Origin of the sequence: Mucilaginibacter pankratovii, from assembly GCF_014773265.1 — a bacterium.
GTDB lineage: Bacteria > Bacteroidota > Bacteroidia > Sphingobacteriales > Sphingobacteriaceae > Mucilaginibacter > Mucilaginibacter pankratovii.
In genome coordinates, this window is sequence record NZ_JACWMY010000016.1 from 140,280 (window position 1) to 166,562 (window position 26,283).

The 26,283-nt window shown below is 46.1% G+C and carries 29 protein-coding genes; 13 read left to right on the forward strand and 16 right to left on the reverse strand.

Translation table 11 applies throughout. The features are described from left to right. Window positions 1–5 precede the first annotated feature (5 nt). Window positions 6–467, forward strand: a complete 462-nt coding sequence (locus tag IDJ77_RS25230) for a hypothetical protein (RefSeq protein WP_191191766.1) — start codon at window positions 6–8, stop codon at window positions 465–467. A 21-nt stretch (window positions 468–488) separates the two neighbouring features. On the opposite strand, the gene IDJ77_RS25235 is transcribed toward IDJ77_RS25230, so the two are convergent. The 6 genes from IDJ77_RS25235 to IDJ77_RS25260 form a co-directional block, all read right to left on the reverse strand. Further along, complete coding sequence (locus tag IDJ77_RS25235) at window positions 489–1,109, reverse strand: pyridoxamine 5'-phosphate oxidase family protein (RefSeq protein WP_191191767.1); 621 nt, start codon at window positions 1,107–1,109, stop codon at window positions 489–491. A gap of 88 nt (window positions 1,110–1,197) precedes the next feature. Further along, the gene (locus tag IDJ77_RS25240) at window positions 1,198–1,659 is read right to left on the reverse strand and encodes a GNAT family N-acetyltransferase (protein WP_191191768.1); all 462 of its coding nucleotides are present in this window, start codon (window positions 1,657–1,659) and stop codon (window positions 1,198–1,200) included. A 165-nt stretch (window positions 1,660–1,824) separates the two neighbouring features. After that, on the reverse strand, window positions 1,825–2,274 hold the full coding sequence (locus IDJ77_RS25245; protein WP_191191769.1) for a DUF695 domain-containing protein: 450 nt from the start codon (window positions 2,272–2,274) through the stop codon (window positions 1,825–1,827). Between the two features lie 40 nt (window positions 2,275–2,314). Next, window positions 2,315–2,896, reverse strand: a complete 582-nt coding sequence (locus IDJ77_RS25250; protein WP_191191770.1) for a hypothetical protein — start codon at window positions 2,894–2,896, stop codon at window positions 2,315–2,317. A 53-nt stretch (window positions 2,897–2,949) separates the two neighbouring features. Then, a complete protein-coding gene (locus IDJ77_RS25255; RefSeq protein ID WP_191191771.1) occupies window positions 2,950–3,141 on the reverse strand; it encodes a hypothetical protein in 192 nt (63 codons plus the stop codon). Between the two features lie 30 nt (window positions 3,142–3,171). Then, window positions 3,172–5,568 (reverse strand): glycoside hydrolase family 3 N-terminal domain-containing protein, encoded by a 2,397-nt coding sequence (locus tag IDJ77_RS25260; protein ID WP_191191772.1) that lies wholly within the window; start codon window positions 5,566–5,568, stop codon window positions 3,172–3,174. Between the two features lie 352 nt (window positions 5,569–5,920). Here IDJ77_RS25260 and IDJ77_RS25265 point away from each other — a divergent pair, with 352 nt between their 5' ends. After that, window positions 5,921–6,382, forward strand: coding sequence for a DUF2147 domain-containing protein (locus IDJ77_RS25265; RefSeq protein ID WP_191191773.1), 462 nt, complete (start codon window positions 5,921–5,923; stop codon window positions 6,380–6,382). An 80-nt stretch (window positions 6,383–6,462) separates the two neighbouring features. Here IDJ77_RS25265 and IDJ77_RS25270 read toward each other — a convergent pair whose 3' ends face one another. Together IDJ77_RS25270 and IDJ77_RS25275 are read right to left on the reverse strand one after the other, a co-directional pair. Next, window positions 6,463–7,041: a YceI family protein gene (locus IDJ77_RS25270; RefSeq protein ID WP_191191774.1), complete on the reverse strand. Its 579-nt coding sequence runs from the start codon at window positions 7,039–7,041 to the stop codon at window positions 6,463–6,465. Window positions 7,042–7,157: 116 nt separating this feature from the next. Further along, the gene (locus IDJ77_RS25275) at window positions 7,158–7,979 is read right to left on the reverse strand and encodes an alpha/beta fold hydrolase (RefSeq protein WP_224751229.1); all 822 of its coding nucleotides are present in this window, start codon (window positions 7,977–7,979) and stop codon (window positions 7,158–7,160) included. A gap of 200 nt (window positions 7,980–8,179) precedes the next feature. Here IDJ77_RS25275 and IDJ77_RS25280 point away from each other — a divergent pair, with 200 nt between their 5' ends. Continuing rightward, window positions 8,180–8,791 (forward strand): PAS domain-containing protein, encoded by a 612-nt coding sequence (locus IDJ77_RS25280; protein ID WP_191191775.1) that lies wholly within the window; start codon window positions 8,180–8,182, stop codon window positions 8,789–8,791. Here IDJ77_RS25280 and IDJ77_RS25285 read toward each other — a convergent pair. The 4 genes from IDJ77_RS25285 to IDJ77_RS25300 form a co-directional block, all read right to left on the reverse strand. After that, a complete protein-coding gene (locus tag IDJ77_RS25285; protein ID WP_191191776.1) occupies window positions 8,788–9,666 on the reverse strand; it encodes an ankyrin repeat domain-containing protein in 879 nt (292 codons plus the stop codon). The two genes, IDJ77_RS25280 and IDJ77_RS25285, sit on opposite strands and share 4 nt — an antisense overlap. A 113-nt stretch (window positions 9,667–9,779) precedes the next feature. Continuing rightward, window positions 9,780–10,874 carry a Gfo/Idh/MocA family protein gene (locus IDJ77_RS25290; RefSeq protein WP_191191777.1) on the reverse strand — a complete coding sequence of 365 codons (1,095 nt, stop codon included), beginning with the start codon at window positions 10,872–10,874 and terminating at the stop codon, window positions 9,780–9,782. Between the two features lie 82 nt (window positions 10,875–10,956). Further along, window positions 10,957–11,838, reverse strand: coding sequence for an N-acetylmuramoyl-L-alanine amidase family protein (locus tag IDJ77_RS25295; RefSeq protein WP_191191778.1), 882 nt, complete (start codon window positions 11,836–11,838; stop codon window positions 10,957–10,959). Window positions 11,839–12,006: 168 nt separating this feature from the next. Further along, window positions 12,007–13,092, reverse strand: coding sequence for a polysaccharide pyruvyl transferase family protein (locus IDJ77_RS25300; protein WP_191191779.1), 1,086 nt, complete (start codon window positions 13,090–13,092; stop codon window positions 12,007–12,009). A 414-nt stretch (window positions 13,093–13,506) separates the two neighbouring features. On the opposite strand from IDJ77_RS25300, the gene IDJ77_RS25305 reads away from it, so the two are divergent. The 7 genes from IDJ77_RS25305 (at window position 13,507) to IDJ77_RS25335 (ending at window position 18,875) form a co-directional block, all read left to right on the forward strand. Further along, a complete protein-coding gene (locus tag IDJ77_RS25305) occupies window positions 13,507–13,725 on the forward strand; it encodes a hypothetical protein (RefSeq protein WP_191191780.1) in 219 nt (72 codons plus the stop codon). Between the two features lie 107 nt (window positions 13,726–13,832). Further along, on the forward strand, window positions 13,833–14,531 hold the full coding sequence (gene mnmD, locus IDJ77_RS25310; RefSeq protein WP_191191781.1) for a tRNA (5-methylaminomethyl-2-thiouridine)(34)-methyltransferase MnmD: 699 nt from the start codon (window positions 13,833–13,835) through the stop codon (window positions 14,529–14,531). A gap of 154 nt (window positions 14,532–14,685) precedes the next feature. Next, window positions 14,686–15,489 (forward strand): nucleoside triphosphate pyrophosphohydrolase, encoded by an 804-nt coding sequence (gene mazG, locus IDJ77_RS25315; protein WP_191191782.1) that lies wholly within the window; start codon window positions 14,686–14,688, stop codon window positions 15,487–15,489. Between the two features lie 65 nt (window positions 15,490–15,554). Beyond that, on the forward strand, window positions 15,555–15,992 hold the full coding sequence (locus IDJ77_RS25320; protein ID WP_191191783.1) for a hypothetical protein: 438 nt from the start codon (window positions 15,555–15,557) through the stop codon (window positions 15,990–15,992). Between the two features lie 141 nt (window positions 15,993–16,133). Then, complete coding sequence (locus IDJ77_RS25325; protein ID WP_191191784.1) at window positions 16,134–16,688, forward strand: RNA polymerase sigma factor; 555 nt, start codon at window positions 16,134–16,136, stop codon at window positions 16,686–16,688. Next, entirely contained in the window at window positions 16,681–18,150 is a 1,470-nt protein-coding gene (locus tag IDJ77_RS25330; protein WP_191191785.1) for a hypothetical protein, read from the forward strand. The genes IDJ77_RS25325 and IDJ77_RS25330 overlap by 8 nt, the downstream gene beginning before the upstream one ends. Continuing rightward, window positions 18,147–18,875, forward strand: a complete 729-nt coding sequence (locus IDJ77_RS25335; protein WP_191191786.1) for an outer membrane beta-barrel protein — start codon at window positions 18,147–18,149, stop codon at window positions 18,873–18,875. The genes IDJ77_RS25330 and IDJ77_RS25335 overlap by 4 nt, the downstream gene beginning before the upstream one ends. A gap of 108 nt (window positions 18,876–18,983) precedes the next feature. Here the strand turns inward: IDJ77_RS25335 and IDJ77_RS25340 are convergent, their stop codons facing one another. Further along, complete coding sequence (locus IDJ77_RS25340; RefSeq protein WP_191191787.1) at window positions 18,984–20,204, reverse strand: ABC transporter permease; 1,221 nt, start codon at window positions 20,202–20,204, stop codon at window positions 18,984–18,986. An 85-nt stretch (window positions 20,205–20,289) separates the two neighbouring features. Between IDJ77_RS25340 and IDJ77_RS25345 the strand changes: the two genes are divergently transcribed. Continuing rightward, a complete protein-coding gene (locus tag IDJ77_RS25345; protein ID WP_191191788.1) occupies window positions 20,290–21,519 on the forward strand; it encodes an exo-beta-N-acetylmuramidase NamZ family protein in 1,230 nt (409 codons plus the stop codon). Between the two features lie 70 nt (window positions 21,520–21,589). Next, the gene (gene fmt / locus IDJ77_RS25350) at window positions 21,590–22,507 is read left to right on the forward strand and encodes a methionyl-tRNA formyltransferase (protein ID WP_224751230.1); all 918 of its coding nucleotides are present in this window, start codon (window positions 21,590–21,592) and stop codon (window positions 22,505–22,507) included. 9 nt (window positions 22,508–22,516) lie between these two features. Here the strand turns inward: fmt and IDJ77_RS25355 are convergent, their stop codons facing one another. Beyond that, on the reverse strand, window positions 22,517–23,152 hold the full coding sequence (locus tag IDJ77_RS25355; protein ID WP_191191789.1) for a hypothetical protein: 636 nt from the start codon (window positions 23,150–23,152) through the stop codon (window positions 22,517–22,519). Window positions 23,153–23,265: 113 nt separating this feature from the next. Between IDJ77_RS25355 and IDJ77_RS25360 the strand changes: the two genes are divergently transcribed. Next, complete coding sequence (locus tag IDJ77_RS25360) at window positions 23,266–24,060, forward strand: DUF3050 domain-containing protein (protein ID WP_191191790.1); 795 nt, start codon at window positions 23,266–23,268, stop codon at window positions 24,058–24,060. Window positions 24,061–24,225: 165 nt separating this feature from the next. On the opposite strand, the gene IDJ77_RS25365 is transcribed toward IDJ77_RS25360, so the two are convergent. Together IDJ77_RS25365 and IDJ77_RS25370 are read right to left on the reverse strand one after the other, a co-directional pair. After that, window positions 24,226–25,062: an aminotransferase class IV gene (locus IDJ77_RS25365; protein WP_191191791.1), complete on the reverse strand. Its 837-nt coding sequence runs from the start codon at window positions 25,060–25,062 to the stop codon at window positions 24,226–24,228. 134 nt (window positions 25,063–25,196) lie between these two features. Next, window positions 25,197–26,243 (reverse strand): RluA family pseudouridine synthase, encoded by a 1,047-nt coding sequence (locus IDJ77_RS25370; protein WP_191191792.1) that lies wholly within the window; start codon window positions 26,241–26,243, stop codon window positions 25,197–25,199. Window positions 26,244–26,283: the final 40 nt, after the last annotated feature.

The following is a 26,283-nucleotide window of genomic DNA, read 5'->3' on the forward strand; positions in this document are numbered from 1 at the left end:
GCCCGATGAAGAAGATCTTTCTCATGATTATCCTGGCGGGAACTATGTTTTCCTGCAAAAAGGAAAGCGCCGCGCCGGATACCAACGCCAGCTTAAAAGGCCATTGGAAATCCAACCTTACTACGGATGTGATATTTGATAATGCTACAGATATTGAACTTACCCGGGTGAGCTACCTGCACGGTTTAGAAACCGAGCTTACTTTTGACGGCTCGGGCTCGGTAACCTCCTTTGACGCGCAATACAACGTGTCGCTGGTGCACACTTACAGCCTGCATACCGAAAACGGACACGATTATATCAACACCCAGATAGTGCGTTTAAACCCTACGGATTATGAGATAGTGGCCCTGAGTGGGCCCGACCTACAATTAAAAGGGACCATTATTACCAATTCGGCTTACAGCATAAACGGTAAAAACTACCGCGTACACTATGAACGCACACAGTATTTTACTAAGCAATAAACAGTTTATTATTGACGGCATTTACGATTTCGTATCGGCCAGTTGCTTTTTTAGCTTTTCCAGCTCATACTCCAGTTTTAACACGTATTCGTTTTGCGGGGCAAAAGCGCGTTTTATTTCATCTTCAGTATAGCGGGGCGTAATATGCTGGGGGCAGTTCCAGTCGAAGGCTTTTACATCAAACAGGATCATGCGCTCGGGCGTATGTTTATAATCGGAAGGATCTAATAATTTAAACAGCGCCGGCTCATCAGCCAGCTCGATGATGCGCGCATCGGCATATATTTTCAAGCGGGTTTTATGCGGGTAATCCATCAGGAATAGCGAAACCTGGTGATGAGCAAGTACATTCCCTACCGATATGTATTGTTTATTACCTTTAAAATCAACCACGCCAAGCGTACCGGAATTGATCACCTTGATAAAACCTGCGGGGCCGCCGCGGTGCTGAATGTAGGGGTAGCCATTTTCACCAATGCTGGCCATATAAAAACTGTCGCGGCTTTCGATAAAATCGGCCTCAGCTTCGGTTAATCCGTCTGTATCCGTGCGGTCCTCCATACGGGCGTAAGCATCGCGACTGCCGTATTGTTCCTGCAGGGCCTTAATACCATCGGTAAAAGCAAATTTTGCGAAGTTCATATGAGGTAAAGATTAGTGCTGTAGTATAAAGATATTACATGCAAGCCTGATACTTACCCGATACCCGGTAAATTTACAATAGCAGGATTTAAAGCCCCATCCGCATCTGGATCATATTTTTACTGAAGCCGGATTTTTCGTAAGCTTTTACAGCGGGTGCGTTGTCGTAATAAACTTCCAGCTGCAATTCGGTTATGCCCTGGTTGATGGCCCAGTTCTTTAACTCCTGCATTATTAAATTATTTACGCCTTTGCCCCTGTGCTGTGGCAATACGTACATAAAGCCCAAATAGCAATGCTGCGGATGATTTAAAAAAAGCTTGGAGGTTTGTATTCGCGCGTAGCCGCTGCCAATAGGCCGGCCATCCAGCTCTGCAACCACCAGGTGAATATGCGGCGCCGTAACCATCAGGTCGAGATCGTAATACTTGGTGGGGTGTGGCTTTATAGTGAGGTCGAAAAGGCGCTCGGCAGCTATAACGCCCTGCTCAAACTCAAGCAGCGCATCCATATCAGCCAAAGTGGCTTCGCGGGTAGTAATAGTTTCCATATTGCTTTGATTACACCGATTTGTTGTGATTTCACCGATTATTGGTTGATTCCACAGTTCAACACCGATTTTTCAAAGATAAAAACTTACTTAACATAAGCCCAATGAACCAATGAACCAATGAACCAATGAACCAATGAACCAATGAACCAATGAACCAATGTCCTACGCTGCTCCGCCAAAGTCGGCAATAAAAGCAAAATAATCATCCCAGTTGGGGTCGTCGGTTGTGGCGATGGTGATGGGGAGCCTTTCGAAATCGAACAGAACGGTATCGATGCGCTCCTGCGCGCTTTCGGCATTGGATGTATACCAAGCCCAGCGTTTTTCTCCCTGTCCGGTTATTACCGATGCGAGGATGCTTTGCCGGTCGCTTTCAAGGGCGTAGATCAGTGCCGTTTCAAAATTATCTATTACATCGGCTTCGCCGGGTGCAGGCATTTCCGAAGCTTCGTCGGTATCATAACTCCAGTGGATCTCAATTTTTGTGGGATAGTCGCCGCTCTCCATAAATCCTCGCAGGTTTTGGCGGTAACGCACCATTACGGGTATGCCTTCGGCGTTTGAACCTTCGCCACCCGTCCAGTTATCTTCCAGTATCAAGTCATTATTCATGCTTTTAAAAGGAGTTTGGAGGAGAAATGTTTGGGGTGAGTTATGGCAATAGCCAAAACCGCCAGCCGTCCCAATATTCGCTGTAATGTTTGTAGAAATCTTCAAACTCATCAGGCAAAGGCAACTTATACTTATCGGCAAATGTCATATATGCTGCCTCTCTTTTAAATCTTACTACTTTATCGCTTTTTAAATTGTAGTACAATATACCTGAATCCGCTTTCGCACAGATAATATCGCCTGATATTGAAAATGTTCCGATGTTTAATTGTACTGAATGGCCGGGCATCTCAAGATAAGGATAACCATCGGACGCATAAACACTTTTGCCGTTTCCTATAGGTATCCGCGATTCATCTCCTAAACCATGGTCGCCATAATAAGTGAACATAAACACAAATAAAATTATCGCTACGATTCTGTAAATGGCAAAAAAACTTACCTTTTTGAATTTGAGTTTTGGCATTTTAGCAATCACATCAAGGAATAAAAATAACACTGCCGAATATCCCGCAGACAGCAGCGCTATCTTAACTATCTCGAACAGGAAGTGAAACGATGCAGCCATGATATTTCCGGTGATGATGAACAGTTTAGGATCGAAAGATACGGAATCTGGCATTAAAACATCCCCTCAGGGTCCTTTTTCAAAGAGACCCTGAGGGGACATCACAATTAAGTGGAAGAGTTTTCAATAATGATATCGATATGATTCCCACCAACTTCTTCCTGATACAGGCTCATAGCTTCCTCAATATTAAATTGCAACATCGTTATTGATTTGCCCGTTGTGTAAACCGGCAAGTTCTCCGCATAAGCGGAGAACCCGGTAGATGTTTCTTCAACTATAAATTTCACTTCCACCATAAAAAACCTTTTACCTTTCAGCTTTCTCCTCTACTCCACCACAAATTCCTTCTTCAGCTTAATATCTTCCGACGACGCGCCTATCATTACGGTAAACGTTCCGGGTTCTACAGTCCAGTTCATGTTTTTATCCAGCAGGGCGAGGTCATCCGGGTGGAGGGTGAACTGCACGGTTTTCTTTTCGCCGGGTGCCAGCGCAATTCGCTCGAAGCCCCGCAGATCGAATTCGTAGGTAGTTACGCTGCTGATGTTATCTTTAAGATACAGCTGCACCACATCATCGCCTTTGCGGGCGCCGGTGTTGGTTACATCTACCGTTACCGTTACATCACCTTGTGAATTACCTTTCTCCGGCGATACCGTTAGATTGCTGTACTCGAATTTGGTATAGCTCAGCCCATAGCCAAAAGGATAGAGCGCGCCGTTAACACTGGTTTTGCCCCAGCTGTTTTGCCCGCCCTGCCCGGCCTGCGAGTTGGGTTTGAAGGGGAAGTTAAACTCTATTTGCCCGGTAGTTTTCGGGAAAGTGATGGCCAGTTTACCGCCGGGGTTGTTGTCGCCAAAAAGTGTTTCGGCAATTACCTGCCCGCTTTGCACACTCGGGAACCAGGCCTCTAAAATGGCGGGTACGTATTTATTTTCCCAGTTAATAGTAAGCGGCTGCCCGTTTATCATCACCATTACCACCGGCTTGCCTGTTGCCTGTAGCGCCTGTATCAGCTTTAACTGGCGGCCGGGCAGGTTCAGCCCCGTGCGCGAAAGGCTCTCGCCCACCCTGCGTACATCTTCGCCAACTACGGCTATCACCACATCAGATAACCGTGCCTGTGCAACTGCCGAATCGATACCGGCCTGTTCGGCAGCGGTTAGCGGTGTTTCTATGATCTCGCTCTCCGGCCAGGTAGCATCAACAATATCGCAGCCTTTTAAATAGGTTACATTGGCGCTGCTGCCCACGTATTTCTTTATCCCATCATAAACATTAATGATTGGGTTGTGCGATGGGCCATAACGACTAATGGTATAATTAGATTCCACCGCCAGTGGGCCGGTAACCAAAATATTCTTCAGCTTGCTTTTATCCAGCGGCAGCAGGTTGCCTTCATTCTTTAGCAGTACCATGCTCTCGCGGTTCATTTGCAGGCTCATTTGTTCGTCGGCAGCGGTATGCACCAGCTTATCGGCGGCTTTAGGGTCTTTCACGTATGGGTCGTCAAACAATCCAAGGCGAAACTTCACTCGCAGCACATCAGCCACGCGGGCATCAATTACCTTCATCGAGATCTTGTTCTCTTTGATCAGTTCGCGCAGCGGTAATATAAAAGTTTGAGGCATGGTAAAATTAGTGCGCACGTTCAAACCGGCTTCCACAGCCTGCCTTACCGCTTCTTTATAATCTCCCGCCACTTTATGTTTAGAGTACAGGTATTCCACCGCCTCACTGTCAGACACCACATAGCCGTCGAAGCCAAATTGCTGGCGCAGCAGCTGGGTTAAAAAGTAATAGCTACCGGTGATAGGCACGCCATCATAATCGTTATAGCTGCTCATTACCCCCATTGGGTGCGCCTCCTGTATCACCCTGCGGAATGGGTACAAATAGATCTGGTGCATCTCGCGCGGCGCCACATGCGGATCGGTACGGGCGCTGCCATCGCGGCCGCCTTTTGGTATGCTGTAAACAGCATAATGTTTAAGCGTAGATGCTACCCCTTCTTCCTGTATGCCCAAAACCATTTGCTTGCCCAGCTCGGCTATGTGAAAAGGGCTTTCGCCATAGCATTCCACTACGCGGCCCCAGCGCTGATCGCGTGCGGGATCTAATATCGGCGCGTATACGTTGGTGTAACCCAGGGCCTTTGCTTCGCGACCAACAGTTTGGCCGGCGCGGCGCACCAGTTGTTTGTTCCAGGTGGCACCGATGGATATAGGTGCGGGCAACGGTGTGGCACGATCATGCGTTAAACCATGAATACCCTCATTGGTAAAATCTACAGGGATACCCATGCGGGTTTCTTCTACAAACCATTTTTGCACGGTGTTAATAGCCGATGCGTGCTTGCTGAAGGGGAATGAATACTGCGTAGGCGCATCATCCGTGGTGGAGGTAAGGTTATTCAGCTCCTCGTCGATATTGGCGATGCCATCCTTCCATATCTCGGTTTTCCAGCGGGGAACGGGCATTTCATCCTTCAGTACGCGTTTATAGCCGTAAAGGGTAGCCATTTGGCAGGTTTTCTCTTCCACGTTCATCTGGCTTAGCAGATCGTTCACCCTTTTTTCGGTGGTTTGCGATGGGTCCTCAAAAACGTCCATTTTGCCGTTCTTGTTAAAATCTACCCAGCCTTTATGATATATGTTTTTTTGTTGGGCCGACGCGGATAACGAAAGCAGTGGCAGCAGCAATAGCAGCAGTGGTTTTTTCATTAACAGGAGATGTATTGGTTTACATCTCAAATATAGAAGAAAGTTGAGCGCGGGTAACTCAACAAGAAAGTTTTTATACGACAACGTTTGCGTGGATATGCCTAAACCGGATTAAACGCGTTTTGAATGGACAGCATTTGCAAGTATGTTCAAACTTTAAAATTCTGCAAATTCGATGATTTCTTATAACCCGGGGCCAGACAACGCCGCCTGCTTGCTTTGCCATACACTTGTACACAAAAACATGTAGCGATACGCTTAAAAAAAACGTAAATTACAATAGCAGCAGCAACGCAGTTCTTTGGCATTACAATTGTGCTGTTTGCAATACACATCATACCGGAAGTTTTTTATGAGCAAGGCGTTTTTACTAAGCTTCTTTAGCTTGCTGCTATTCACCGTCAACAGCGGCGAAGCGCCGGTTGCCGCACTGGCTGCCGACGAGCAGATCTGCGGTAAATGGCAAAACCAGGACAAAAATTTAATAGTGCAGGTTTATAAGGAGGACAGCGAGTTTAGGGCCAAAATTGTTTGGTTTAATAATGGCGACGGGCTAAAAGCAATGGAAACCAGCACCGACAAGCATAACCCGAACCCCGCTTTACGCAGCCGCAAATTATTAGGTATGAACGTGCTTGAAAAATTGGTTTACGACCCCGACAGCAATTCATGGGAAGACGGCATAATATACGATGCTCAAAATGGCAGGCACTGGAATTCTTCGGCCTATATTAATAAAGATGGCGCGCTAAAGGTAAAGGGCTACTGGCACTTTAAGTTCATCGGCAAAACCATGACGTTTAATCGCATCTAATAAACAAAACTAAACACCATAAATAACAAAAGCGCCCCTGGGTTATCCTTGGGGCGCTTTTTATGTAGATTGAAAATTTATTACTTAGCCTGGCCAAATTCGCCGCTTGCGCTCAGTTCAACTTCGTCGCTCAGCATTGGTGAACCATATTTGCTGCCGAAACCGAAATCAGAACGTTTGATAGTACCGGTAACTTTAAAACCAGCTGCAGGTTGTTTGCTCATTGGGTTGGTGATGGTACCGCGGTGAACCAAATCAAAAACAACTGGTTTGGTAACGCCATGCAGCGTTAAGTTACCTGTTAATTTGTATTTGCCTGTACCAGCCGGTGCAATACCTGTACTTACAAAAGAAAGGGTTGGGAATTTAGCTACGTCGAAAAATTCTTCGCTTTTCAGGTGACCGTCGCGGCGATCGTTCTCTGTGTTAACAGATGCTGTTTGGGCTACAAAAGAAACTTTAGCATCACTAAAATCTGGTTTTGCGGCTACAATGGTTGCATCAAAATCTTTAAATGTACCATCAACATCAGATACCGCTAAGTGGGTGATGGTGAAAGTTACATGCGAATGTGCTTTATCATTCTTCCAGGTGGTTTGCGCGAACACGGCCGTTTGCATCAACAATGCAGTAGCGGCTAATAATAATGTCTTTTTCATTTTGTTTTTAATTGTGTTTAAATATTTTTTACGATTCAAAGATATATAAAGGTTTGACATTAGCTCAAATTAAGTGTTTAAACATTTAATTTGTGAAATAAGGGTGACAAATACCTCTATTTTTCGAAAAATTCATCCACCTTTTTGTTAAATTCCTTTGCGTGTTCTATCAATGTGCCATGCCCGGAGTTGGGTACTATCCACAATTGCGAGCCGGGTATATTGCTTTGAATGAGGCGCGTATGCTTATCAACTATTACATCGTGCTCGCCGGCTATAATAAATGCAGGGCATTTTATCTGCTGCAGCTCGGCAAGTTTAATATTAGGTTGGTTCCAGTCGAGCATAAATATTTTCCAGCTATTCTTTGCTTTTGGTGTTTTCCAAACGCGGTTTTTATTTTCGTTGTAATATTTCTCGCTTTGTTTCCAGCCTTGCGGGTCAAGCGCGGTACTGTCGGGCCAGATGTTGGCACCTGTTGATGCCAGTTTGATCACCTTATCCGGGTGCCGCATAGCCATCAACAGTGCATTTATACCGCCGTCGCTCCAGCCCAGCACATAGGCTTTGGGCACGTTAAGAGTATCCAGCAGCACCGCGAAATCATCGGCCATCTGCTCAAAACTCAGCGAATCGCTGGCATCCACCGTTTTACCCTGCGCGCGGCTATCGGCCAGTATCACGCGATATTTTTTGGCAAAGTAGGGCACGTTCTCTGTAAACGCACTCATGTCGCCGCCATTGCCGTGGATCATCAGCAGGGGCTTGCCGCTGCCGTACTCTTCCACATACATTTTTATGCCGTTTATATTATAGTACTTGCCTGCTTCGGGGTTATTGCCATACATGGTTTTTGTTTTACAACCCAACAAGGTTAAAAGCTGCGGCAATACCATCAGCATGAGCATTCGTTTTATACGCATATACAGTTTAAGCATTGGGATGGTTAAAGATAGTGATTAGAGTTTAGAGGTTGTTTATTAGAGGTTAGGGAAAAAATGCTTCCGGTTGATTTGAGTTTTATGATGACTGGTGTTTACCACTATTTAAACAACGGTTAATGTTTTATATAATTAGGAAAATCCTTGGTAAATTAATACTTTCACACTGAACCAACACCGCTGTTACCGCTACTTTTATGGAAACATTTACCGAGACCATTAATTTATTAGAACGATCTAATTTTTATTATTCGCTTATCATCGGGATGGATAACCGGTATATTCATGTAAGCCGGCATTACAACCGCAATTTCGATTTTCTGAACGAATCCTTGGTAGGCAAACCGTTTTACATCACCCTGCACCCCGATGATATTAAAATTTGCCGTGAAGTTGGTGGCAAGTGTTTTGAGAACCCGGGAAAGCTGTTCCCGGCAACCTTACGCAAACACGATGGCAGAGGTGGTTTTGTGGTTACCCAATGGGAGTTTAAAGCCATTTTTGATGACGATGGGCAGCCATACGGAATCTTCTGCATGGGCCACAACATTACCGAACATGTGGCCGTAACCCACCAGTTAGAAGATGCTAAGGCCGAAATTGAGGATAAAACAGGCAAGCTGAATCATATAGGGTTTATACAATCGCACGTTGTGCGCAGGCCGCTGGCCAATATCCTTGGGCTGGCCAATGTACTTGGCAGTATGGAGGTAGACCATAATCTTGCGGGCATAACTAATATGATAGTAAATAGTGTGACTGAATTAGACCAGGCAATCAAAAATATAGTAGATGAAACAAGTGATTAACTATCTGCATCCTTATTAACGGCGCTTTTTAGGTAACTACCAATTTGCGCGAAGTTTAGCAGAGCCGCCTCATCCCCGCCTTCCGATGGCGCATATTCTGCCCAGCCAAGTGGCGTAGCGCCGTAAACTTTATCGGCAGCATTTAAATCCGCCCCCGCTTCAACCAAAAGCCGTACCGTTTCCAGCGAACCTGACCATACTGCCTGATGCAGTGGCGTAGCGTGCGAATGGAAGCCGCTGTTAGGCTCCGGGTAGCCGTTTGGCTCAACACCTTTGTCCAATAAAAATTTCACCATATCTGCCATGCCATAAAAAGCAGCGGCGGTAAGCGACGACAGTTTTTCATCAGTTGTAGCGGTTTGCAAAAGGCGGTCAGTATCATCCATCCGGCGCAGACCAATGGCAACACCCAGTGTTAACTTGCCGCCCCGTTCTATCAGGTAACTGGCGGCTTCGGTATTGCCGTTGGCTAAAGCGCCCATGCCGCCGCCGGGTGTAGCACCGGCGTTTATAAGGGCATCCATCATAGGTATTTGTACGCTGCAATCCCGTGGGATGCGGCCGGTAGCTACCAGTCCGAGGCAATAATCTAACTGGTATTGCGCCGTATCGGGCGCTTTAGCCTTTACTGCGGCTATCAGTAAATTGGTTATATCCACAATATTGGCGGGTAGCTTCTCGTGCCTGATGGGATTATCAGCCACAAACCAAAGCAGGTATGGGTCTTTAAAATAGCCTTCTTCGGTGGTTTGCAGTCTATCGGTAATCAGGCGTGGGTTATCCGCAACTAGTTTTTGAAGCAGCGCGATATCGCCGCAATCTATCGCTTCAACAGCTTGCAGGAAGATGGTGTCGGTGATATCGGAGGTCTGCATCTGAACTGTATTACTTTAGCTATGGCTAACACACCCCTGCGCCCCTCTCAAGAGGGGAGTCGCACAGGGCCCTGCTTTTATCGGTGTAATCCTATCTAAAATCGGTGAAATCGCTATATATTCTCCCATTTGCCGCTATCCAAACTACGGTAAATAGCATCTACCACTTTCATATCCTTCAGTCCTTCTTCGCCGGGTACGCGGCTTTGTTTGTTGAGGGTTACGCAGGTGGCAAAATCGTCCATCTGGGCGGCTTGCTGGTTAATGTTGGGGATGTCCATGGGTTTGCCATTCACTTTACCGTCCAGGCCGCCGTAACCAAAGGCGGGATCCAGTTCAAAATTACCTTTTTCGGTGGTTACATGCAGGTAGCCCCAGTTGTTGTTATAGCTGCTTTTGCCGGTAACCTTTGCGCCGCCGGGGAATTTCAGTTCCCAAAATATGGTTTCGTCTACCTCTTTAAATAGTTCGGGCTTGGTTTTTTCCTGGGTAGCTTTAACGGCAATGGGTTCCTCGCCCAATGTATAGCGCGAACCCTGTATAGAATAAATGCCCATATCCATCAGCGCCCCACCACCGGATAGCGCCTTTTTCAGGCGCCAGGCGTTCGGGTCGCCGCCATAAGTGAAACCGTTGCCGGTATCCAGTTTGGTTACTTTACCCAAAATCTTTTTCTGGCCAAGGCGCATTACCTCCTGTGTATGCGGCTCGAAATGCAGACGGTAACCTATAGACAATAATCTTTTGGCTTTTTTGCATTCGGCAATCATTTCACGGCACTCGGCAGCGTTCAATGCCATAGGCTTTTCGCATATCACATGCTTGCCCGCCTTCGCAGCACGGATGGTAAACTCTTTGTGCATACTTACCGGCAGCACAATGTATACGATATCGATATCCGGGTTTTTGGCTATCTCATCAAAATTTTGGTAATTGTAGATGTTCTTTTGCGGGATGTTGTATTTTTTTGACCACTCTTCGGCTTTGGCTGGTGTGCCGGTAACCAAACCTGCCAGGTAGCAGTTTTTGGTTTGCAGCAAAGCTGGCGCCAGTTGTCCGCGGCTGTAGCCGCCCAGGCCAACCAGGGCAATACCCATTTTCTTACCGGCGGCAAGTGCAGCAATAGTATTGCCAAGCATAAGCGCCCCGGCAGCAATAGAACTTTTTTGAATAAAACTACGGCGCGAAAGATGATTTACAGGTTTCATTAGATGTGGTTTAATGTTTAACAGGGGCACTTAAAGTTAAACAAAAAACCAGCAAGCAAAGTTTTTTAGAAATAAAACCTGCCTAACTATTAAAACCCGCCTTGTATTTTTTTATAGCGCGGATGATGGATTGCACTATCTGGTTCTGCCCCTCGTCCGAATTAAGGTACCTTTCGTCATCGGGATTGTTGATAAAACCTGTTTCTATCAGCAGACCCGGCATGCCACTTTGCTGCAGCACCAGTACGCCCTGCTCTTTTACGCCAACGCTTGGGCGGCCATCTGTTTCGGTGAACTCGGTGTTCAGCAACTCGCCAAACTGTACGCTTTGCTTGCGGTAACGCTGCTGAAAAGCGGCCAGCACAATGGCGTTCATGGCGGCATCTTCGCCATAGCCGTTATATTTTTTTTGGTAATCTTTTTCCTGGTAAATGGAGGCGTTCTCGCGCAGGGCCTCCAATTGTTCCTGCTTGCGGTGGAAACCATACAATAGCAACATGGCGCCCCGGCGGGTGCCTACACGCTGCGGCGTAGAATTGCAATGGATGGATATAAACAGGTTGGCCTTGTTCTCGTTGGCAATTTCGGCACGGTTGTGCAGTTCGATAAACTTATCGGTACTGCGCGTCATGATGACATTGATATTGGGGAGCTGGTCGTTAAGTGCGTCGCGCAGCTTTTTGCCTATGCTTAGCGCCACAGCTTTTTCGTTGGAGTAAGCCCCATGGGCACCGGGGTCTTTACCGCCGTGCCCGGGATCGATAACGATGGTTTTGAAACGGAACGCCCCGGTAGAGTCTTCGGTTTTACCAGGCGACTGGGCAAACGCCGGGCAAGCCCCGGCCAAAAAAAGTATAGTACAAGAAAGCAACACGGCCCTTGTAAGCGGCTTAAAAAACATGGCGCAAAGATATACGATTGTTTTTGGGTACAAACCCTGTGTTTTTGAATTATTTGCAGGCATTATTTGGTTATAAACTGGCTACCCCTTATAAAGGCAAAAGGTGCGTTATTGTTTTTAGTATGACTGCAAAGCTGTGCGCGGGTTTAACGCCGATTAAGGATTGGCCGATTAAACATGATCAGCGCCGTATATTGCTATTATCCAATGGCCTTATTAGTATTGTCAATATTAAACAGTTTCAAGTAGGAGAACCAATCCTGCTAAATTTCTAAGGATATTAATATTATTTTCGGCAACAAAGGCTTTTACTTTGGCCATTAGCCCCTGTTTTAGTTTTAAATAAGCCGGGCTATTACTTAACCGGGTATCAAAACCAATTTTGCGGCCATCCCATTTAAAGCGCGGGCTAAGTTTACCGTCCTCAAAATCAATTACGTTAAAAAGTTCAAGCAGGCCATCCATACGGCATTCGCTTACTTCGCCCTGGTTAAGGTCGTTCACGTAAATGGCCGGGGTACCCATCCCTACCGATGGCAGCGCGCAGTGTACACGGCTGGTTACTACAAAAGCGGCTTTAGCGTATTTATGCAGCAACTCGCGGGCATATTCCAGCTTTTCATCCTCATCGGCATAGGTTTTAAGCGGGTCGGCGTGTTTTACGTACTCCGCCTGTGTTAAAACCTCGTCGGTAAAATAGGGCGAGTAGCTTTTATAAAAGCTGGCTGCACGGATCATCCAGCGTAAACTGGTAAAACCCGAGCGGCGCTGAGAAATGGTTTTAATAATATTGTATTTGCTGAGCAGGATCCAGCTAAAGCCGATAATGGAGGCATCCCTCTTAATAGGCTCATACTTGGTATCTACAAAATATGCTTTACGCTCTTTTTGCGGGTTACCATAAGTTTCGCCCAGGGTAAGGGTTAAACAACCCGAAAAATAGGCTTCGATACCCTTTGCGTTCAGCACTTCGGCAGTTTTGCGATCGCGGCAGCCGATGGGCGCATACTGCTTTAAGTATTCAACAATTTTGGGGGTGTTTAAAAAATGTTCCTGTGCTAATACATTCAGATGAAAAGAGATAAAAAACGGCAGGATATCTTTTGATGGCGGCCAGTTTTTGGGATGGTGAGTGAACCATCCGTTCATAATCAGCGCAACCTGTTCGCCGCTGTATTGATCCAGCTGTTCGCGGTTTAAATAAATATCTGCCTTGTTGCCCAGAAACTGCAGCGCTGCAAGGCTCTGCACATAATCGCCTACGTTATCTTTTCTAAATCCCGACTCGTAGATTAGAACGCCTTTTTTGATGCCCATAAACCTGTACTTAGTGTGTTTGCAGATGTAATTTTTAAATTATGCGGTTGCAAATATGTACGGGGGCTAAGTACTCCTTTTTGCAACCCAGCTGCTTTAGTGTTTTCAAAAATAAGGATAAATATCAATTTTGCAAACCAAGCCCTGCCTCCATGTGCTAAACACGCGTAGTTACTTATTGTTTACAGGTGATATTATTGCTTACAGGTGATACATTGGCTAAAAAATAATTGCGCCAAAATTAATTTTTTTTGCAACCTATTGGCTAACAAACTCGTAATAAATAGCAGATTACACCAGTACAAGATGGACGCGATATTTTCTAACTCAATTACAACTTTTTTCTTTTTCCTATTAGTAGGCACAGTAATAGTTTACTTAATTTTAAAATACGATAAACACCAGCGCGCTAAAATGAGCAGTATTTTGGCACAAACCCGCGATGTACAGCCCCTCTTTGTGGCAAAGGCTATTAACAATAAGCTAAAAGCAATAAAACCCGAATTAAACGCCGATAGCCGCCGCGATATAGCCAAACAGCTGGATGAATTGGTTGCCGCTTACGATAGCGGGCGATTATCATTGCCCGAGTATTGCCACAAGCTGAACAGCCTGCTGGCTATGGTAGCTTAGTGTTAAATGCTGAGCAGTGGGTGATCGCTTACAGCGCTGGCTATTTCTTTTCTCCCTGTGTTCCTGTATAATCCACATCATTAATATTCGTTAAGTTTGGCGCTATCATGAGCGCAGATCAATCCACAAATAATTTACAAATAGTTGCCACTGCCGATGGTTCCAACACCATTTACAACGCGCAGGTTGGCGAAAACTATCACTCGCGCAATGGCGCTGTACAAGAAAGCCGGCATGTGTTCCTCCAGGCAGGCTTAGCGTATTTTTTTGATCTGAGCCCCACCCCTCCTTCGGCTGTTAGCATATTAGAAGTAGGCTTTGGCACCGGGCTTAATTTTTTACTGAGTGCCGATCTTTGCACCAGCCGGGAAATAAAATTAGATTATACCGGCATAGAGGCTTATCCGTTAAGCGCCGACATGATCAGCCAAACCGGTTATGAGAAATATGTAAACGAGGCTACCTGGCGAAGTTTTTTACAGCATTACCCTGCATCGCTAAAAACTAAAATACCATTAAATCCATTTGTAGAACTGCAAACCGCACACAGCGAGCTACAGGCGTTCACCTCCCTGCAAAAATTCGATATTATTTATTTTGATGCCTTTGCCGTTGCCCACCAGCCCGAAATGTGGAACGAGGCCGCTATAACGCACACCCTTAGCTTTTTAAAGCCCAGCGGCGTATTTGTTACCTACGCCATTACCGGCAACCTAAAACGCATCATCAAAGCATTGGGCCTAAAGGTAGAGAAGGCCCCCGGCGCACCGGGCAAACGGGAAATGCTAAGGGCGATTTTCAGTTAGCAGTTAGCAGTGGGCACTACTAAACCGTAATTGTTGTTTTAACAAAAGCAGCATATTGCAGCCTAAAAACTACCAACTGAAAATTGGAAACTGCAAACCGCAAACTGCCAACTGAAAACTGTTCCCTATCTTTGTTTAACTCATATAATATCATATGCCTTTAACTGCTCCTATTGCTTCTGCTACGCCTTCAGGCGCTTTCGAACGATTGCTTACCATTATGGATGACCTGCGCACCAATTGCCCATGGGATAAAAAACAAACCATCGAAAGCCTGCGCCACCTCACCATCGAAGAAACTTACGAACTATCTGATGCCATACTGGGCGGCGATATGCAGGAGATAAAAAAAGAGCTGGGCGATATTATGCTGCACCTGGTATTTTACTCGCGCATCGCATCCGAAACGGATGATTTTAATATTACGGGCGTACTTAACAGCATTTGCGATAAACTGATCAACCGCCACCCGCATATCTACAGCGATACCGAGGTTAGCAGCGAGGAAGACGTAAAGCGCAACTGGGAGCAGATAAAACTAAAAGAGGGGAATAAATCGGTACTGGCGGGGGTGCCTGCATCATTACCCGCATTGGTAAAAGCATCGCGCATACAGGAGAAAGCCCGCGGTGTTGGCTTTGATTGGGATAACAAAGGCCAGGTTTGGGCCAAGGTGGAAGAAGAACTGCAGGAGTTTAAAGATGAGTTTAACGTTGCCGATGATATTGCTATTGACCAGGAAAAAGCAGAAGGGGAGTTTGGCGACCTGCTGTTCTCGCTCATTAATTACGCACGCTTTATCAATATTAACCCCGAAGACGCGCTGGAGAAAACTAATCGTAAATTCATCAAGCGGTTTCAGTATCTCGAAAGCAGGGCCGAAGAGCAGGGCAAACAACTGCAGAATATGAATTTAGCGGAGATGGACGTATTTTGGAACGAAGCAAAAAAATCGTGAAAAATATTATAATACTTGTAACGTTTTAAGTACCGGCCTCGTAACCCTTTATAACTTAACATAAAATGAAAAAAAGATTTACTTATCTATTGCCGGCTTTAACCATATTAATAGCGTTAGCAACCAGCTGTTCGCCCAACAAACCAGCCGATCCGGTGCCGGTGCCAACGGGCACTTTTAACGGTCAATTTCGTAAATTACACCGTGCTAAGGGCGCAACAAAAATTGATACCACTAAAGCCACTATACAGTTAGTATTGGAAAGCGGGGGCACCTATAAGGTATTGGGCGATACAGCTACCCTGCATGCAGGCAGTAAAGGCGGTTATAGTGTAGTTGGAAATGCACTTGCGTTTCAGGATGCAACCTACTCTGCTTCCGATCCTAAAATACATTTATACGGGTACTATGCTTATTATTACGATAACAGCAGCGTTTTGCAAATGGTGCTCAATAGTTCCGATACGCTCAGCTTACAATACGACCTTAAAAAGGTAAATTAAACAAACGCATTCAATATTTTTGTTCCTGTGGCCACACTTACAACGGTCACAGGAATTTTCTTTTAAAATACCCGCAACCCGGTGTAGCGTTTTACAATAAACAACCGTAATTATTACACTTAGCAGAACTAATAGTATTTAATGCATCTAACCCACCGCATTACTGAAGACGAAATAGTAAGTAAATGCAAAACAGGCAGCCTCAAATACCAGGAATTGCTGTATAAGCAGTTTTACGGCTATGCTATGGGTATAAGCGTGCGCTACAGCCTTAACCAGGATGATGCCTTAGAAGTTGTAAATGATGCTTTTATAAAAGTGTTTAATAATATAGATACATATAATACCGATAAACCCTTTAGGGCTTGGCTGCGTACCATAGTGGTAAATACAGCTATAGACAGGCGCCGCAAAGAATTAAAGCACCAGGCCACTACCGACCTGGATAACGCGGTTGGCGTGGGCAGCAGCGCCAGCGCCATTGAGAGTTTAAACGCACAGGACATTTTAAAGTTGATGAAGCGCCTGCCGCAACTGCAACTTACCATTTTTAACATGTACGAGATAGATGGCTACAACCACGATGAGATAGGTAAAATTTTGAACCTGCCGGCCAGTTCATCAAGGGTTTATTTAAGCAGGGCCAAAGATAAGTTAAGGCAGCTATTAACAACAGAAACACAAAGCCATGGATGAGCAGTTTGATGAAAAACTAAAGAGCCGCATCACGGAGGTGTTTGATAATTACGAATTCCCTCCGGCCGATGAAGCGTGGCTGGAACTCCGCAAAAAGTTCCCGGTGAAACAGGAACGCAAAATTGCCTGGCTTTGGTGGAGTAGCGCCGCAGCTATTTTATTGGTATTTTTAGGTGTAGGCCTGTGGCTGATCAATAAACCCGATGCAAGCACAAATTTGGCTGTAAACCATAACCAACCACTAAACCACGCTACTAAACAAACCGATAGCGTAAAACACGCTGAGGCAGTACAAAACAACGTTGCTTCTGCGCAACCGCAGCAGGGCAATATCAATGATACATCAATAAACACTAATAGGGCAACTAAGGGCCAGGCTTTAACACCGGCGGCATCCGATACCTACATTACCGGGAATAACAAACCGGCAGGGAAGCAATACGCCCCTTTTGGCAATGCCAATGCCCTGCCTGTTGTTGTAGATGGCAACAAAAACACCAGTATCGCGAAACAAGATCAAAACGCTACCACCGTTGCGGCTACCCCGCCTGTAAACAAACAAGCGCCTGTAAACACAACTACCCTGCCCGATGTACAAAAACCGGCAATTGTTAAAACCGACCAGCAACAGGTGGCCAAAATTGATGTACCTGTTACCATTAACAGCCAAACCGACGCAGCAAATGGCAAAGCCAGCCCTGTAATAACAAAGCAGCCTGTTAAAACCATTGATGACCTGTTTAAGGACAGCAAGCCTCAGATAGCACAACAAAAGGCAGATAAGAAGGAATTAAAGAAAGTAAACTTCAGTGTGTATGCGGCTACTTATATCAACTATGCCGAAGGCAGCGCCAACCAGGTAAACGCCGGTGCGGGCTTTACTTCGGATATCCGCCTGGGTAAAAGGGTTAAACTTTCTACGGGTATTTCGCTTGCGCAGAATACACTGAGTTATGCCGGGTTGCCGCCGGCAACAGGTGTAGATAGCCGGGCATTTGCCGCCGCTGCAGCGCCGGATATTAAACAGAGCGGCTCATTTAGCCCGGCAGCCTCGGTAGCCGAACTAAAAAATTATAACGCCAGCCTTGTTGGGTTAGATATCCCTATCAATATTAAATACGAATTTAACCCCGAGAAGAGCGATACCTACGTATCGGCCGGCTTAAGCTCGGGTACGTTTATAGATGAGCGCTACACTTACCGGTACGCTTACCACAATAACAGCTTTGGTAACAACAGCGTTACCACGCAGGATCAAACGTCCACGAAAAGTTTCAACAGTTTTTATTTTGGTAAAACGCTAAATCTTTCTTTCGGCACCGGCTTTCCTATTGGTAAAACAAACCGGCTTGTTATCGAGCCATTTTTGAAATACCCGCTTGGCGGCATGGGTACCCAGTCTATCCATTTTGGCTCGGGTGGTGTTAACCTTAAATTCAATTTTAAAGCAACCAAAAAATGAAGAAACTTCTACTAAGCGTTACTTTGGTGTTTGCCTGCATAACGTTATTTGCACAAAAACCGGAGGTTACAGTTGGCGCTTATTCGGGTTTGTTTAGGTACAGCGGTACGTCTTCCGAGTCGGTTTCATTTATTAATGCCAGCTCAGATAATAACGCTATCAAATCGTATACAAACAACCCCTATGGCAATAAATTTGGTATTGGCTATGGCATAGGCGGGCAGGCACAACTGGTTGGCAAGGGCGGATTTCTGGTAGGGCTTCAAGCCGCTTATGAGCAATTAAAAAGCAAGATAGATATTAACAGGGTAAGCTCCTTTGTTCCGGTTAGCAGCGGCCCTGCTAACAATTTTGATGCTAATGGCAGCACTGCATTAAAAAACAACATTATCAACATTAACCCTTATATAGGGTACCGCATACCTCTCGCAAAAATAAAGCTTGATATATTGGCGGGAACCGATATTGGTTTCATCAGCAGCACCCACGAAAAAGGCTCGGCTAAAGGTAGTAACGGTGATACTTACACCACCGACCTTGACCGCACCACTGTAACGGAAGATTTCAGGCTGCGCATTGGCTTTGTCGCCAGTTTGAATAAGTTCAGTCTCAATGCCAGCTACGCCAATGGGATATCTAACTACATGGGAGGCTACATCGGCGGCGGATCGCACAATGCACATAGCAAAGTGATAAGGATCGGGCTGGGATATAGAATTTTTTAGTGACAGCGGTTAGCGGCTGGAAATTACAAGGGATAAATCCGAATTAATATCTAATAATGAAGGTAAAACTTCGGCATTCGATATTATTACCGAAATGAGCTCTTCCTCCTACTTAAACCTTATCGCCTTCACCGGCGAGATGCGGCTAACCAGCATACTCGGCACAATCAATACCAGCAGGCATACTACAAGCGTACCTATATTTAACAAGATCACGTCGCTTATTTCGATTTGGATCGGTACGAAGGTCATGTAATAACTCGCCGGGTCCAGTTTAAAAAAGTGGGTGTACAGCTGAAAGTAACCTAAGCCAAGGCCCAATAAATTACCCAGCAACAGCCCTATCCCTATCAGGTACGCTGCGTTGTACAGAAAAACCTTTTGGATAACCCAGTTGCGCGCGCCCATGGCCTTAAACATACCTATCATAGCTGTTCGCTCCAGTATCATGATCAGCAGGGCCGATATCATATTAATAACCGCTACCACCGTCATCAGTACCAACATTACAACCGTATTTACATCCAGCAGGCCCAGCCATTCAAATATGGCGGGGTAATTTTCAAACACCGTGTACGATTTTAGCAGGATAGGTAACTTGTTGTCTATCCAGTTGGCCGTGGAGTTTATCCTGTCGAAATCGGCCACGCGCACTTCGTAGCCGCCAATTTCGCCTTTGCTCCAATCGTTAAGGCGTTTTATCAGATTGATGTCGCCAATAATAAAAGTTTTATCCACCTCATCCACACCAATGCTAAAGATACCTTTTATGGTTAGTTTTCGCCTGCGCGGGGTTTCCTGTATAAAGTAGATGATGAGGTCATCGCCGACCTTTAGCCTGAGGCGGTTAGCTGTCACCTGCGATATCATCACCTGCTTCATGGCTTCGGCGCTGTCTCTAAAATCTATCACGGTACCGGCTACCAGCGCTTTTTTAATATACTTCCAGTCGTAATTTTTATCAACGCCCTTCATCACCACGCCTTCTATTTCGCCGTTGGCCTTAATAATTCCGGGCTTGGTGGCATAGGGGTTTATGGCGGTGATGTATTTATTGGTTTTTAGTTTTGTGGGGAGGTCGGCCTCCGGGATAAAGGAGGAGTTTTCGTAAGAATTGTTCAGGTCGGATTTTACGATCTGCACATCGCCGGCAAAACCGCGAACTTTTCCGCGGATCTCCTGTTTAAATCCTCTGATAACGGCCAGCGAAAGAATCATCACCCCAAGCCCCAGCATAATGCCAACGATAGCGATGCGTACAATTAATTTTGAAAATGTACGCTTACTCTTTAGTGTAATGCGGCTTGATATAAAACGGGCGAAACTCAATGCTGAATGATTTTTGTACCTTCGCAAATATGCGTTTTTAAGGTTAAACAAGCCGCTTTTAAATTTGCTTTAAGTTGATAAATTTATGATGAGGATAAAAATATTGCTGCCCGCCGCCGTTATTTGCTGCCTTTTTTTTACCTGCGATAACCTGGCGCAAACACCCAAAAGAGAGCGCAAGCTGGCCATTAAAAAATTAACACCTCTGCTTATCCCGGCCGCCGACCAGGTGCCTGTTTACCTCGATTACTTGAAAGGTAAAAACATAGGGATGCTGGTAAACCAAACATCAATTATCGGCCCCCGGAAAGTGCCCGTGGTTGATAGCCTGCTGAAACTGGGTGTGGCGGTGAAAAAGATATTCGGGCCCGAGCACGGCATCAGGGGCAATGCCGCTAACGGCGCCACCATAAACGACAGTACCGACCCGGTGACCGGCCTGCCCGCTATTTCGCTCTATGGCAAGCATTATAAACCAACCGCGGAGGACCTGAAAGGCCTGGACCTGATGATATTTGATGTGCAGGATGTGGGCACGCGTTTTTATACCTACATATCCACCCTGCACTACGTAATGGAGGCCTGCGCCGAAAATAACATCGAGCTGATGATATTAGACCGCCCAAACCCCAATGGCTATTTTGTAGACGGACCAACGCTGGACACCGCCTTCCGCTCGTTTGTGGGGATGCACCCTATCCCCGTAGTACACGGGATGACCATTGGTGAATATGCCCAGATGATAAATGGCGAGGGCTGGCTGAAGAACAAGGTGCAATGCAGGCTTAAGATCTTTAAAGTTGCAAATTACACCCACGATAAGCCTTATAAATTACCTGTTGGCCCATCGCCAAATTTAAATTCAGACCAGTCTATATTATTGTACCCGCACATCTGTTTTTTTGAGGGCACCAACATTAGTTTGGGCCGGGGAACCATGGAGCCCTTCCAGATCCTGGGTAGCCCCTTGCTTAAAGGAAAGTACCCTTTTTCGTTTAAACCGGTGAGTATCCCGGGCATGAGCGATAATCCGCCCCTAAAAGACCAAATTTGTTATGGAATTAGCTTAAAAGATTATAATACCGACACCCTAAGGCAACAGAAAAAGCTTAACTTAGCGTGGCTGATCAGCTTTTATAAAGCGTACCCCGATAAGGAACACTTTTTTATAGCCTACTTCAACAAACTTGCCGGCAACGATGTGCTGAAAAAGCAGATCATAGCCGGTAAAACGGAGGCTGAAATAAGACAAAGCTGGGAGCCTGCCCTATCAAATTTCAAGGTAACACGCAGCAAGTACCTGCTGTACAAATAGCAGCCGCGGTTGAACACCGCAACGCTATTAAGCTCTTTTTTATTTTGCTACATCTTAATCTTATAAGCAGATGAGAATTATTTTTATGGGTACCCCCCAGTTTGCCGTTGCGTCGCTCGATGCTTTAATAACCGCCGGTTGCGATGTTGTGGCCGTTATTACCGCGCCCGATAAACCCGCAGGCCGGGGCCAGAAAGTAAACGAATCTGCCGTAAAACAATATGCCGTGGCCAATCACCTGAAAGTGCTGCAGCCCGAAAAACTAAAGAACCCCGATTTTTTAAAAGAACTGGAAGCCCTGAAAGCCGATCTGCAGGTAGTGGTTGCTTTCCGGATGCTGCCCGAGGTGGTTTGGAATATGCCCCCAAAGGGCACTATCAACCTGCACGCCTCGCTGTTGCCCCAATACCGTGGTGCTGCGCCTATTAACTGGGCCATCATCAACGGCGAAAAAGAAAGCGGCGTTACCACGTTTTTCCTTACCCATGATATTGATACCGGGCACATCCTCTTTACCGAAAAGGTTACCCTGAAAGGTACCGAAACCGCCGGCGACCTGCACGACTGGCTGATGAACAAAGGCGCAGGCTTACTGGTAAAAACCGTAAAAGGGATAGAAAGCGGCCGCTACAGCCAGCATCCGCAGGACCATTTTACCGAAGGCGTCGAACTGAAACACGCGCCAAAACTATTTAAGGAAGATTGCCTGGTAGATTTCAATCAGCCCGCCGAACAGGTTTACAACCGTATCCGTGGTTTAAGCCCCTCGCCTACTGCCTACACCACTATCGATGGTAAGGTGCTGAAAATATACAACGCTACCTTTGAGGTAACCGAACCGGGCGTATCTGCCGGGGCCTTTGTAACCGATAACAAAACCCACCTGAAATTCACCACCCCTGATGGTTACGTAAGCGTTACCGATGTGCAGCTGGAAGGCAAAAAACGCATGGGTATTGAGGAATTTTTGAGGGGAAATAAATTTTAAAGGCCTCCGTTAATTACCACCGTATTTTTTAACTAAAGCCTGCGTTTTATTGTTCAGCCTTTTTGCCTCATCAGATAGTTTTTGCACCGGTTTTATGCCTGGCATGTTTTTATCCTGGTAGGTTTCTATAACCGGCAGCGTGGCCACCAGTTTAAGTGCCTGGTGGTAATCCTCCATAATTCGGGATTCCTTATCCGCGTTTGCTATCAACATGGAAAAACGGCTCGTTTTTTTCTGGAGTTTATTTTTACTTGCCTCCAGCAACAAACCCAATCTTTGTTTTAAAACCGAATCCTTAATACTTAGCAGCAATGAGTTAGCTGATGAGTAATAACTATCGGATTTTGCGTAGTAGTTATCAAAAGCTTCAACACTGTCTGTGCGTGCCGCATAAAATTCTTTCAGCTGGCTCTCCAGCGTTTGCAATTCGGGTTGTTTTTCGGCCAGATCATTATATAATTCATCCACCAAAGATCCATCTGAGAAACGCCTTACATCGCTTTTTACCAACAGAGCGGCGGACGATTTATCCTTTAAAGGTTCGGGAACTTCGGCTTTGCCGGCATCTGCTTTTTCAACTTCGCGGCCACAGCCGAGGAAGCAAACACAAAGTAATAGGACAGGTAATAAGGTTTTGGTTGTCATGCTTAAAGATATATTAATTTGATTGTAAAATCCACGGATTGTTACCCGGGAATTTGGATAAAACAACTGGCGCAAAAATTCAAAACCTTACTTTTGCTGTTTATTTTTCTACCATGAGGAATCAGAACGCAAGAATAAGGCAATTAAAGAACGAAATAGAACCGCTCCGCGCGCAACTTATAGCCCACCCGCTTTACCATAACATTAATACGAAAGATGACCTGCATGTATTTATGCAGCACCACATTTTCGCGGTATGGGATTTTATGTCGCTACTGAAAGCTTTGCAGCAAAATTTAACCTGCACTACCCTGCCCTGGATGCCCGTTGGCAACGCCAATACCCGCTACCTCATCAACGAAATTGTAACCGGCGAAGAAAGCGATGTGGACCATACCGGCGAGCGCACCAGCCATTTCGAACTATATTTAAAAGCCATGGAACAGGCGGGGTGCGATGCATCGGCTATACTGTCGTTGTTTAAGCAACTGAGCATCTACCCAAATGTGACCGATGCCTTAGCAAACGTAGATATTCCTGTCGCCGCCCGCGAATTTGTAACGCACACCTTTGATGTAATAGCCGCGGCTAAAAGCCACCTCACTGCCGCCGTGTTCACCTTCGGTCGCGAGGATCTGATACCCGGTATGTTTATAGAAATGGTGAAGAAGTTAAACGGCCAGTTGCCCGGCAAAGTAGAGATCCTGCTCTACTACCTGGAACGCCACATAGAGGTAGACGGCGACCACCATTCCCAACTCGCCTACCAGATGACCGCCGAACTCTGCGGAGACGACGACAACAAATGGATGGAAGCTACAACGTCTGTTAAGGCAGCCCTGCAAGCAAGGTTAGCCTTATGGGATGGGATATTGGCAGGGATAAGGATGGGGGTTTTGGAAGGGTAATTCCCACCGTGTCATTCCGAGGGAAGCGTAGCGACGAGGAATCTTGTTGTTCTTGCTAAGTCTCGTTGCTGCAAAGTCATGAACTTGGTGGTGAGCCTTGCACAGCTAACAAGATTTCTCCCTCGCTATCGCTTGGTCGAAATGACAACGTGTTATTGTTTTCCCCTACAACTTATTCAACTCATCCATCAACCCTTTGCTTACGCGGTTGAAATAACGTTTTACGCCGTAACCCATTACCCATTGTATTCCGCTGGTGGCGTTGGTTAAAAACACTTCATCGGCTTCGTTTAATATCTCGGGATTGATCTGGGCTTCGGTAATGGGGATACCGCTATCCTGGGCCAATTTAATCACTACCTGGCGCATTACGCCTTCCACACAGCCTTCGCTAAGGGCGGGGGAGTACAGGTGGTTTTGGTACCAAACAAAAATATTGGCAGCCCCAGCCTCGCATAAAAAACCGTTTGCATTCAGCAGGAAAACCTCATCAAGCTTATTTTGCTGTTTAAACAAACCCGCCATTACATACAGCAGCGAGTTGCAAGTTTTTATGGTAGACAAGTAATTAAGCGGCTTGGGCAATTCGCTGTAAATATCCATAATGAGGCCGCGCTCATTCAAAAAATAGCGGGGTTCCTCAAAAGGGGTTATCTCCATGCAAAAACCCATTTTATTTTGGCTGGGCGTATACAGGCCCTCGGCGTCCCGATAAACGGTAAGACGTACGCGGCCATGGCGGATCTTATTACGGCGGCCAAGCTGCTCCACCTGCTCGCGCAAAAACCAGGTATCGGCCTGCGAGTAGCCATCTATCTTAAGCGCCTTCATACCGCGCTGCAGGCGTTCGGCATGCAGTTCGGCAAATTGCAGTTTGCCCTTCATCAGGCGCATACTCTCAAACAGCCCGTCGCCATACTTAAAGCCGCGGTTGGCAATGGTAAGCAATATGCTATCTTCTGGGAGTATTTCGCCGTTAAAATTGATGTACCTGGCCGACATTTTAAGATTTGAGGTATGAGATTTTAGATGTGAGAATTGCGCCGTTATTTAACATCTGCAAACTTAAAAAATTATCAAAATATTAAGTTTTATTTTGGCTATCAACCAGCAAAAGTGGCATTTGTTCTCATCCCCTAAATACCATCTTTTAAATCTGCCTTGCTGTACTTGCGCCATTTGTCCAAAACGGTTTCAAAATCAAGCGGTAAAGTTGCTTCAAAATAAATATCCTTTTTTAGCGAGGGGTGTAAAAATCCCAGCGATTGCGCGTGCAGGGCCTGCCGTGGCATGATCTCGAAGCAATTCTCTACAAACTGGCGGTATTTGCTAAACACCGTACCCTTTAAAATTTTATCGCCGCCGTACATGGCATCGCTAAACAGCGGGTGGCCAATATGCCGCATGTGCGCGCGGATCTGGTGCGTACGGCCGGTTTCCAGCTTGCATTCTATCAGGGTAACATAACCCATGCGCTCCAGCACTTTGTAGTGTGTAACGGCCCATTTGCCCTTCTCCGGGTCATCATATATCGACATCACCCGGCGGTCGTTAACGCTGCGGCCAATATAGCCGCTCACGGTGCCGTCTTCGGCAATGTCGCCCCATGCCAGGGCAAGGTATTTACGATTGATGGTATGATCGTAAAATTGCTTGGCCAGGTAGTTCATGCTGCGTTCGTTCTTGCTGATGAGCAGCAACCCCGAGGTATCCTTATCAATACGGTGCACCAGTCCGGGGCGGCCGTCGTTGCCCGGCAAGGTTGGCAATTGCTGAAAATGGTAAACCAGCGCATTTACCAATGTTCCTGTATAGTTATTATACCCCGGATGCACCACCATGCCCGCCTCTTTGTTTACGATCAGCACATCATTATCCTCGTAAACGATATTGATGGGCAGGTTTTCGGGATAAACTTCGGTATCGCGCGGCGGATGTGGCAGCACAACGGAGATCACATCCATCGGCTTTACTTTGTAGCTGGCTTTAACGGGTTTGTCGTTCAGCAGTACATTGCCCGCTTCAATGGCATTCTGGATGCGGTTACGCGATGCATTCTCCACGCGGTGCATCAAAAATTTATCTATCCGCAACAGCGATTGCCCTTTATCAACCACCACGCGCAAGTGTTCAAAAAGGTCCTGCTCGTCGCTATCTATTAATTGGGTATCCTCTGCTGCCATGGCGCAAAAGTAAGAAAAATAGCCCCGCCCCCCAACCCCC

Coding starts and splice junctions, on each gene's coding strand:
- IDJ77_RS25230 (WP_191191766.1), top strand. CDS start 6: ATGAAGAAGATCTTTCTCATGATTATCCTGGCGGGAACTATGTTTTCC.
- IDJ77_RS25235 (WP_191191767.1), bottom strand. CDS start 1,109: ATGAACTTCGCAAAATTTGCTTTTACCGATGGTATTAAGGCCCTGCAG.
- IDJ77_RS25240 (WP_191191768.1), bottom strand. CDS start 1,659: ATGGAAACTATTACTACCCGCGAAGCCACTTTGGCTGATATGGATGCG.
- IDJ77_RS25245 (WP_191191769.1), bottom strand. CDS start 2,274: ATGAATAATGACTTGATACTGGAAGATAACTGGACGGGTGGCGAAGGT.
- IDJ77_RS25250 (WP_191191770.1), bottom strand. CDS start 2,896: ATGCCAGATTCCGTATCTTTCGATCCTAAACTGTTCATCATCACCGGA.
- IDJ77_RS25255 (WP_191191771.1), bottom strand. CDS start 3,141: ATGGTGGAAGTGAAATTTATAGTTGAAGAAACATCTACCGGGTTCTCC.
- IDJ77_RS25260 (WP_191191772.1), bottom strand. CDS start 5,568: ATGAAAAAACCACTGCTGCTATTGCTGCTGCCACTGCTTTCGTTATCC.
- IDJ77_RS25265 (WP_191191773.1), top strand. CDS start 5,921: ATGAGCAAGGCGTTTTTACTAAGCTTCTTTAGCTTGCTGCTATTCACC.
- IDJ77_RS25270 (WP_191191774.1), bottom strand. CDS start 7,041: ATGAAAAAGACATTATTATTAGCCGCTACTGCATTGTTGATGCAAACG.
- IDJ77_RS25275 (WP_224751229.1), bottom strand. CDS start 7,979: ATGCTTAAACTGTATATGCGTATAAAACGAATGCTCATGCTGATGGTA.
- IDJ77_RS25280 (WP_191191775.1), top strand. CDS start 8,180: ATGGAAACATTTACCGAGACCATTAATTTATTAGAACGATCTAATTTT.
- IDJ77_RS25285 (WP_191191776.1), bottom strand. CDS start 9,666: ATGCAGACCTCCGATATCACCGACACCATCTTCCTGCAAGCTGTTGAA.
- IDJ77_RS25290 (WP_191191777.1), bottom strand. CDS start 10,874: ATGAAACCTGTAAATCATCTTTCGCGCCGTAGTTTTATTCAAAAAAGT.
- IDJ77_RS25295 (WP_191191778.1), bottom strand. CDS start 11,838: ATGCCTGCAAATAATTCAAAAACACAGGGTTTGTACCCAAAAACAATC.
- IDJ77_RS25300 (WP_191191779.1), bottom strand. CDS start 13,092: ATGGGCATCAAAAAAGGCGTTCTAATCTACGAGTCGGGATTTAGAAAA.
- IDJ77_RS25305 (WP_191191780.1), top strand. CDS start 13,507: ATGAGCAGTATTTTGGCACAAACCCGCGATGTACAGCCCCTCTTTGTG.
- mnmD (WP_191191781.1), top strand. CDS start 13,833: ATGAGCGCAGATCAATCCACAAATAATTTACAAATAGTTGCCACTGCC.
- mazG (WP_191191782.1), top strand. CDS start 14,686: ATGCCTTTAACTGCTCCTATTGCTTCTGCTACGCCTTCAGGCGCTTTC.
- IDJ77_RS25320 (WP_191191783.1), top strand. CDS start 15,555: ATGAAAAAAAGATTTACTTATCTATTGCCGGCTTTAACCATATTAATA.
- IDJ77_RS25325 (WP_191191784.1), top strand. CDS start 16,134: ATGCATCTAACCCACCGCATTACTGAAGACGAAATAGTAAGTAAATGC.
- IDJ77_RS25330 (WP_191191785.1), top strand. CDS start 16,681: ATGGATGAGCAGTTTGATGAAAAACTAAAGAGCCGCATCACGGAGGTG.
- IDJ77_RS25335 (WP_191191786.1), top strand. CDS start 18,147: ATGAAGAAACTTCTACTAAGCGTTACTTTGGTGTTTGCCTGCATAACG.
- IDJ77_RS25345 (WP_191191788.1), top strand. CDS start 20,290: ATGATGAGGATAAAAATATTGCTGCCCGCCGCCGTTATTTGCTGCCTT.
- fmt (WP_224751230.1), top strand. CDS start 21,590: ATGAGAATTATTTTTATGGGTACCCCCCAGTTTGCCGTTGCGTCGCTC.
- IDJ77_RS25355 (WP_191191789.1), bottom strand. CDS start 23,152: ATGACAACCAAAACCTTATTACCTGTCCTATTACTTTGTGTTTGCTTC.
- IDJ77_RS25360 (WP_191191790.1), top strand. CDS start 23,266: ATGAGGAATCAGAACGCAAGAATAAGGCAATTAAAGAACGAAATAGAA.
- IDJ77_RS25365 (WP_191191791.1), bottom strand. CDS start 25,062: ATGTCGGCCAGGTACATCAATTTTAACGGCGAAATACTCCCAGAAGAT.
- IDJ77_RS25370 (WP_191191792.1), bottom strand. CDS start 26,243: ATGGCAGCAGAGGATACCCAATTAATAGATAGCGACGAGCAGGACCTT.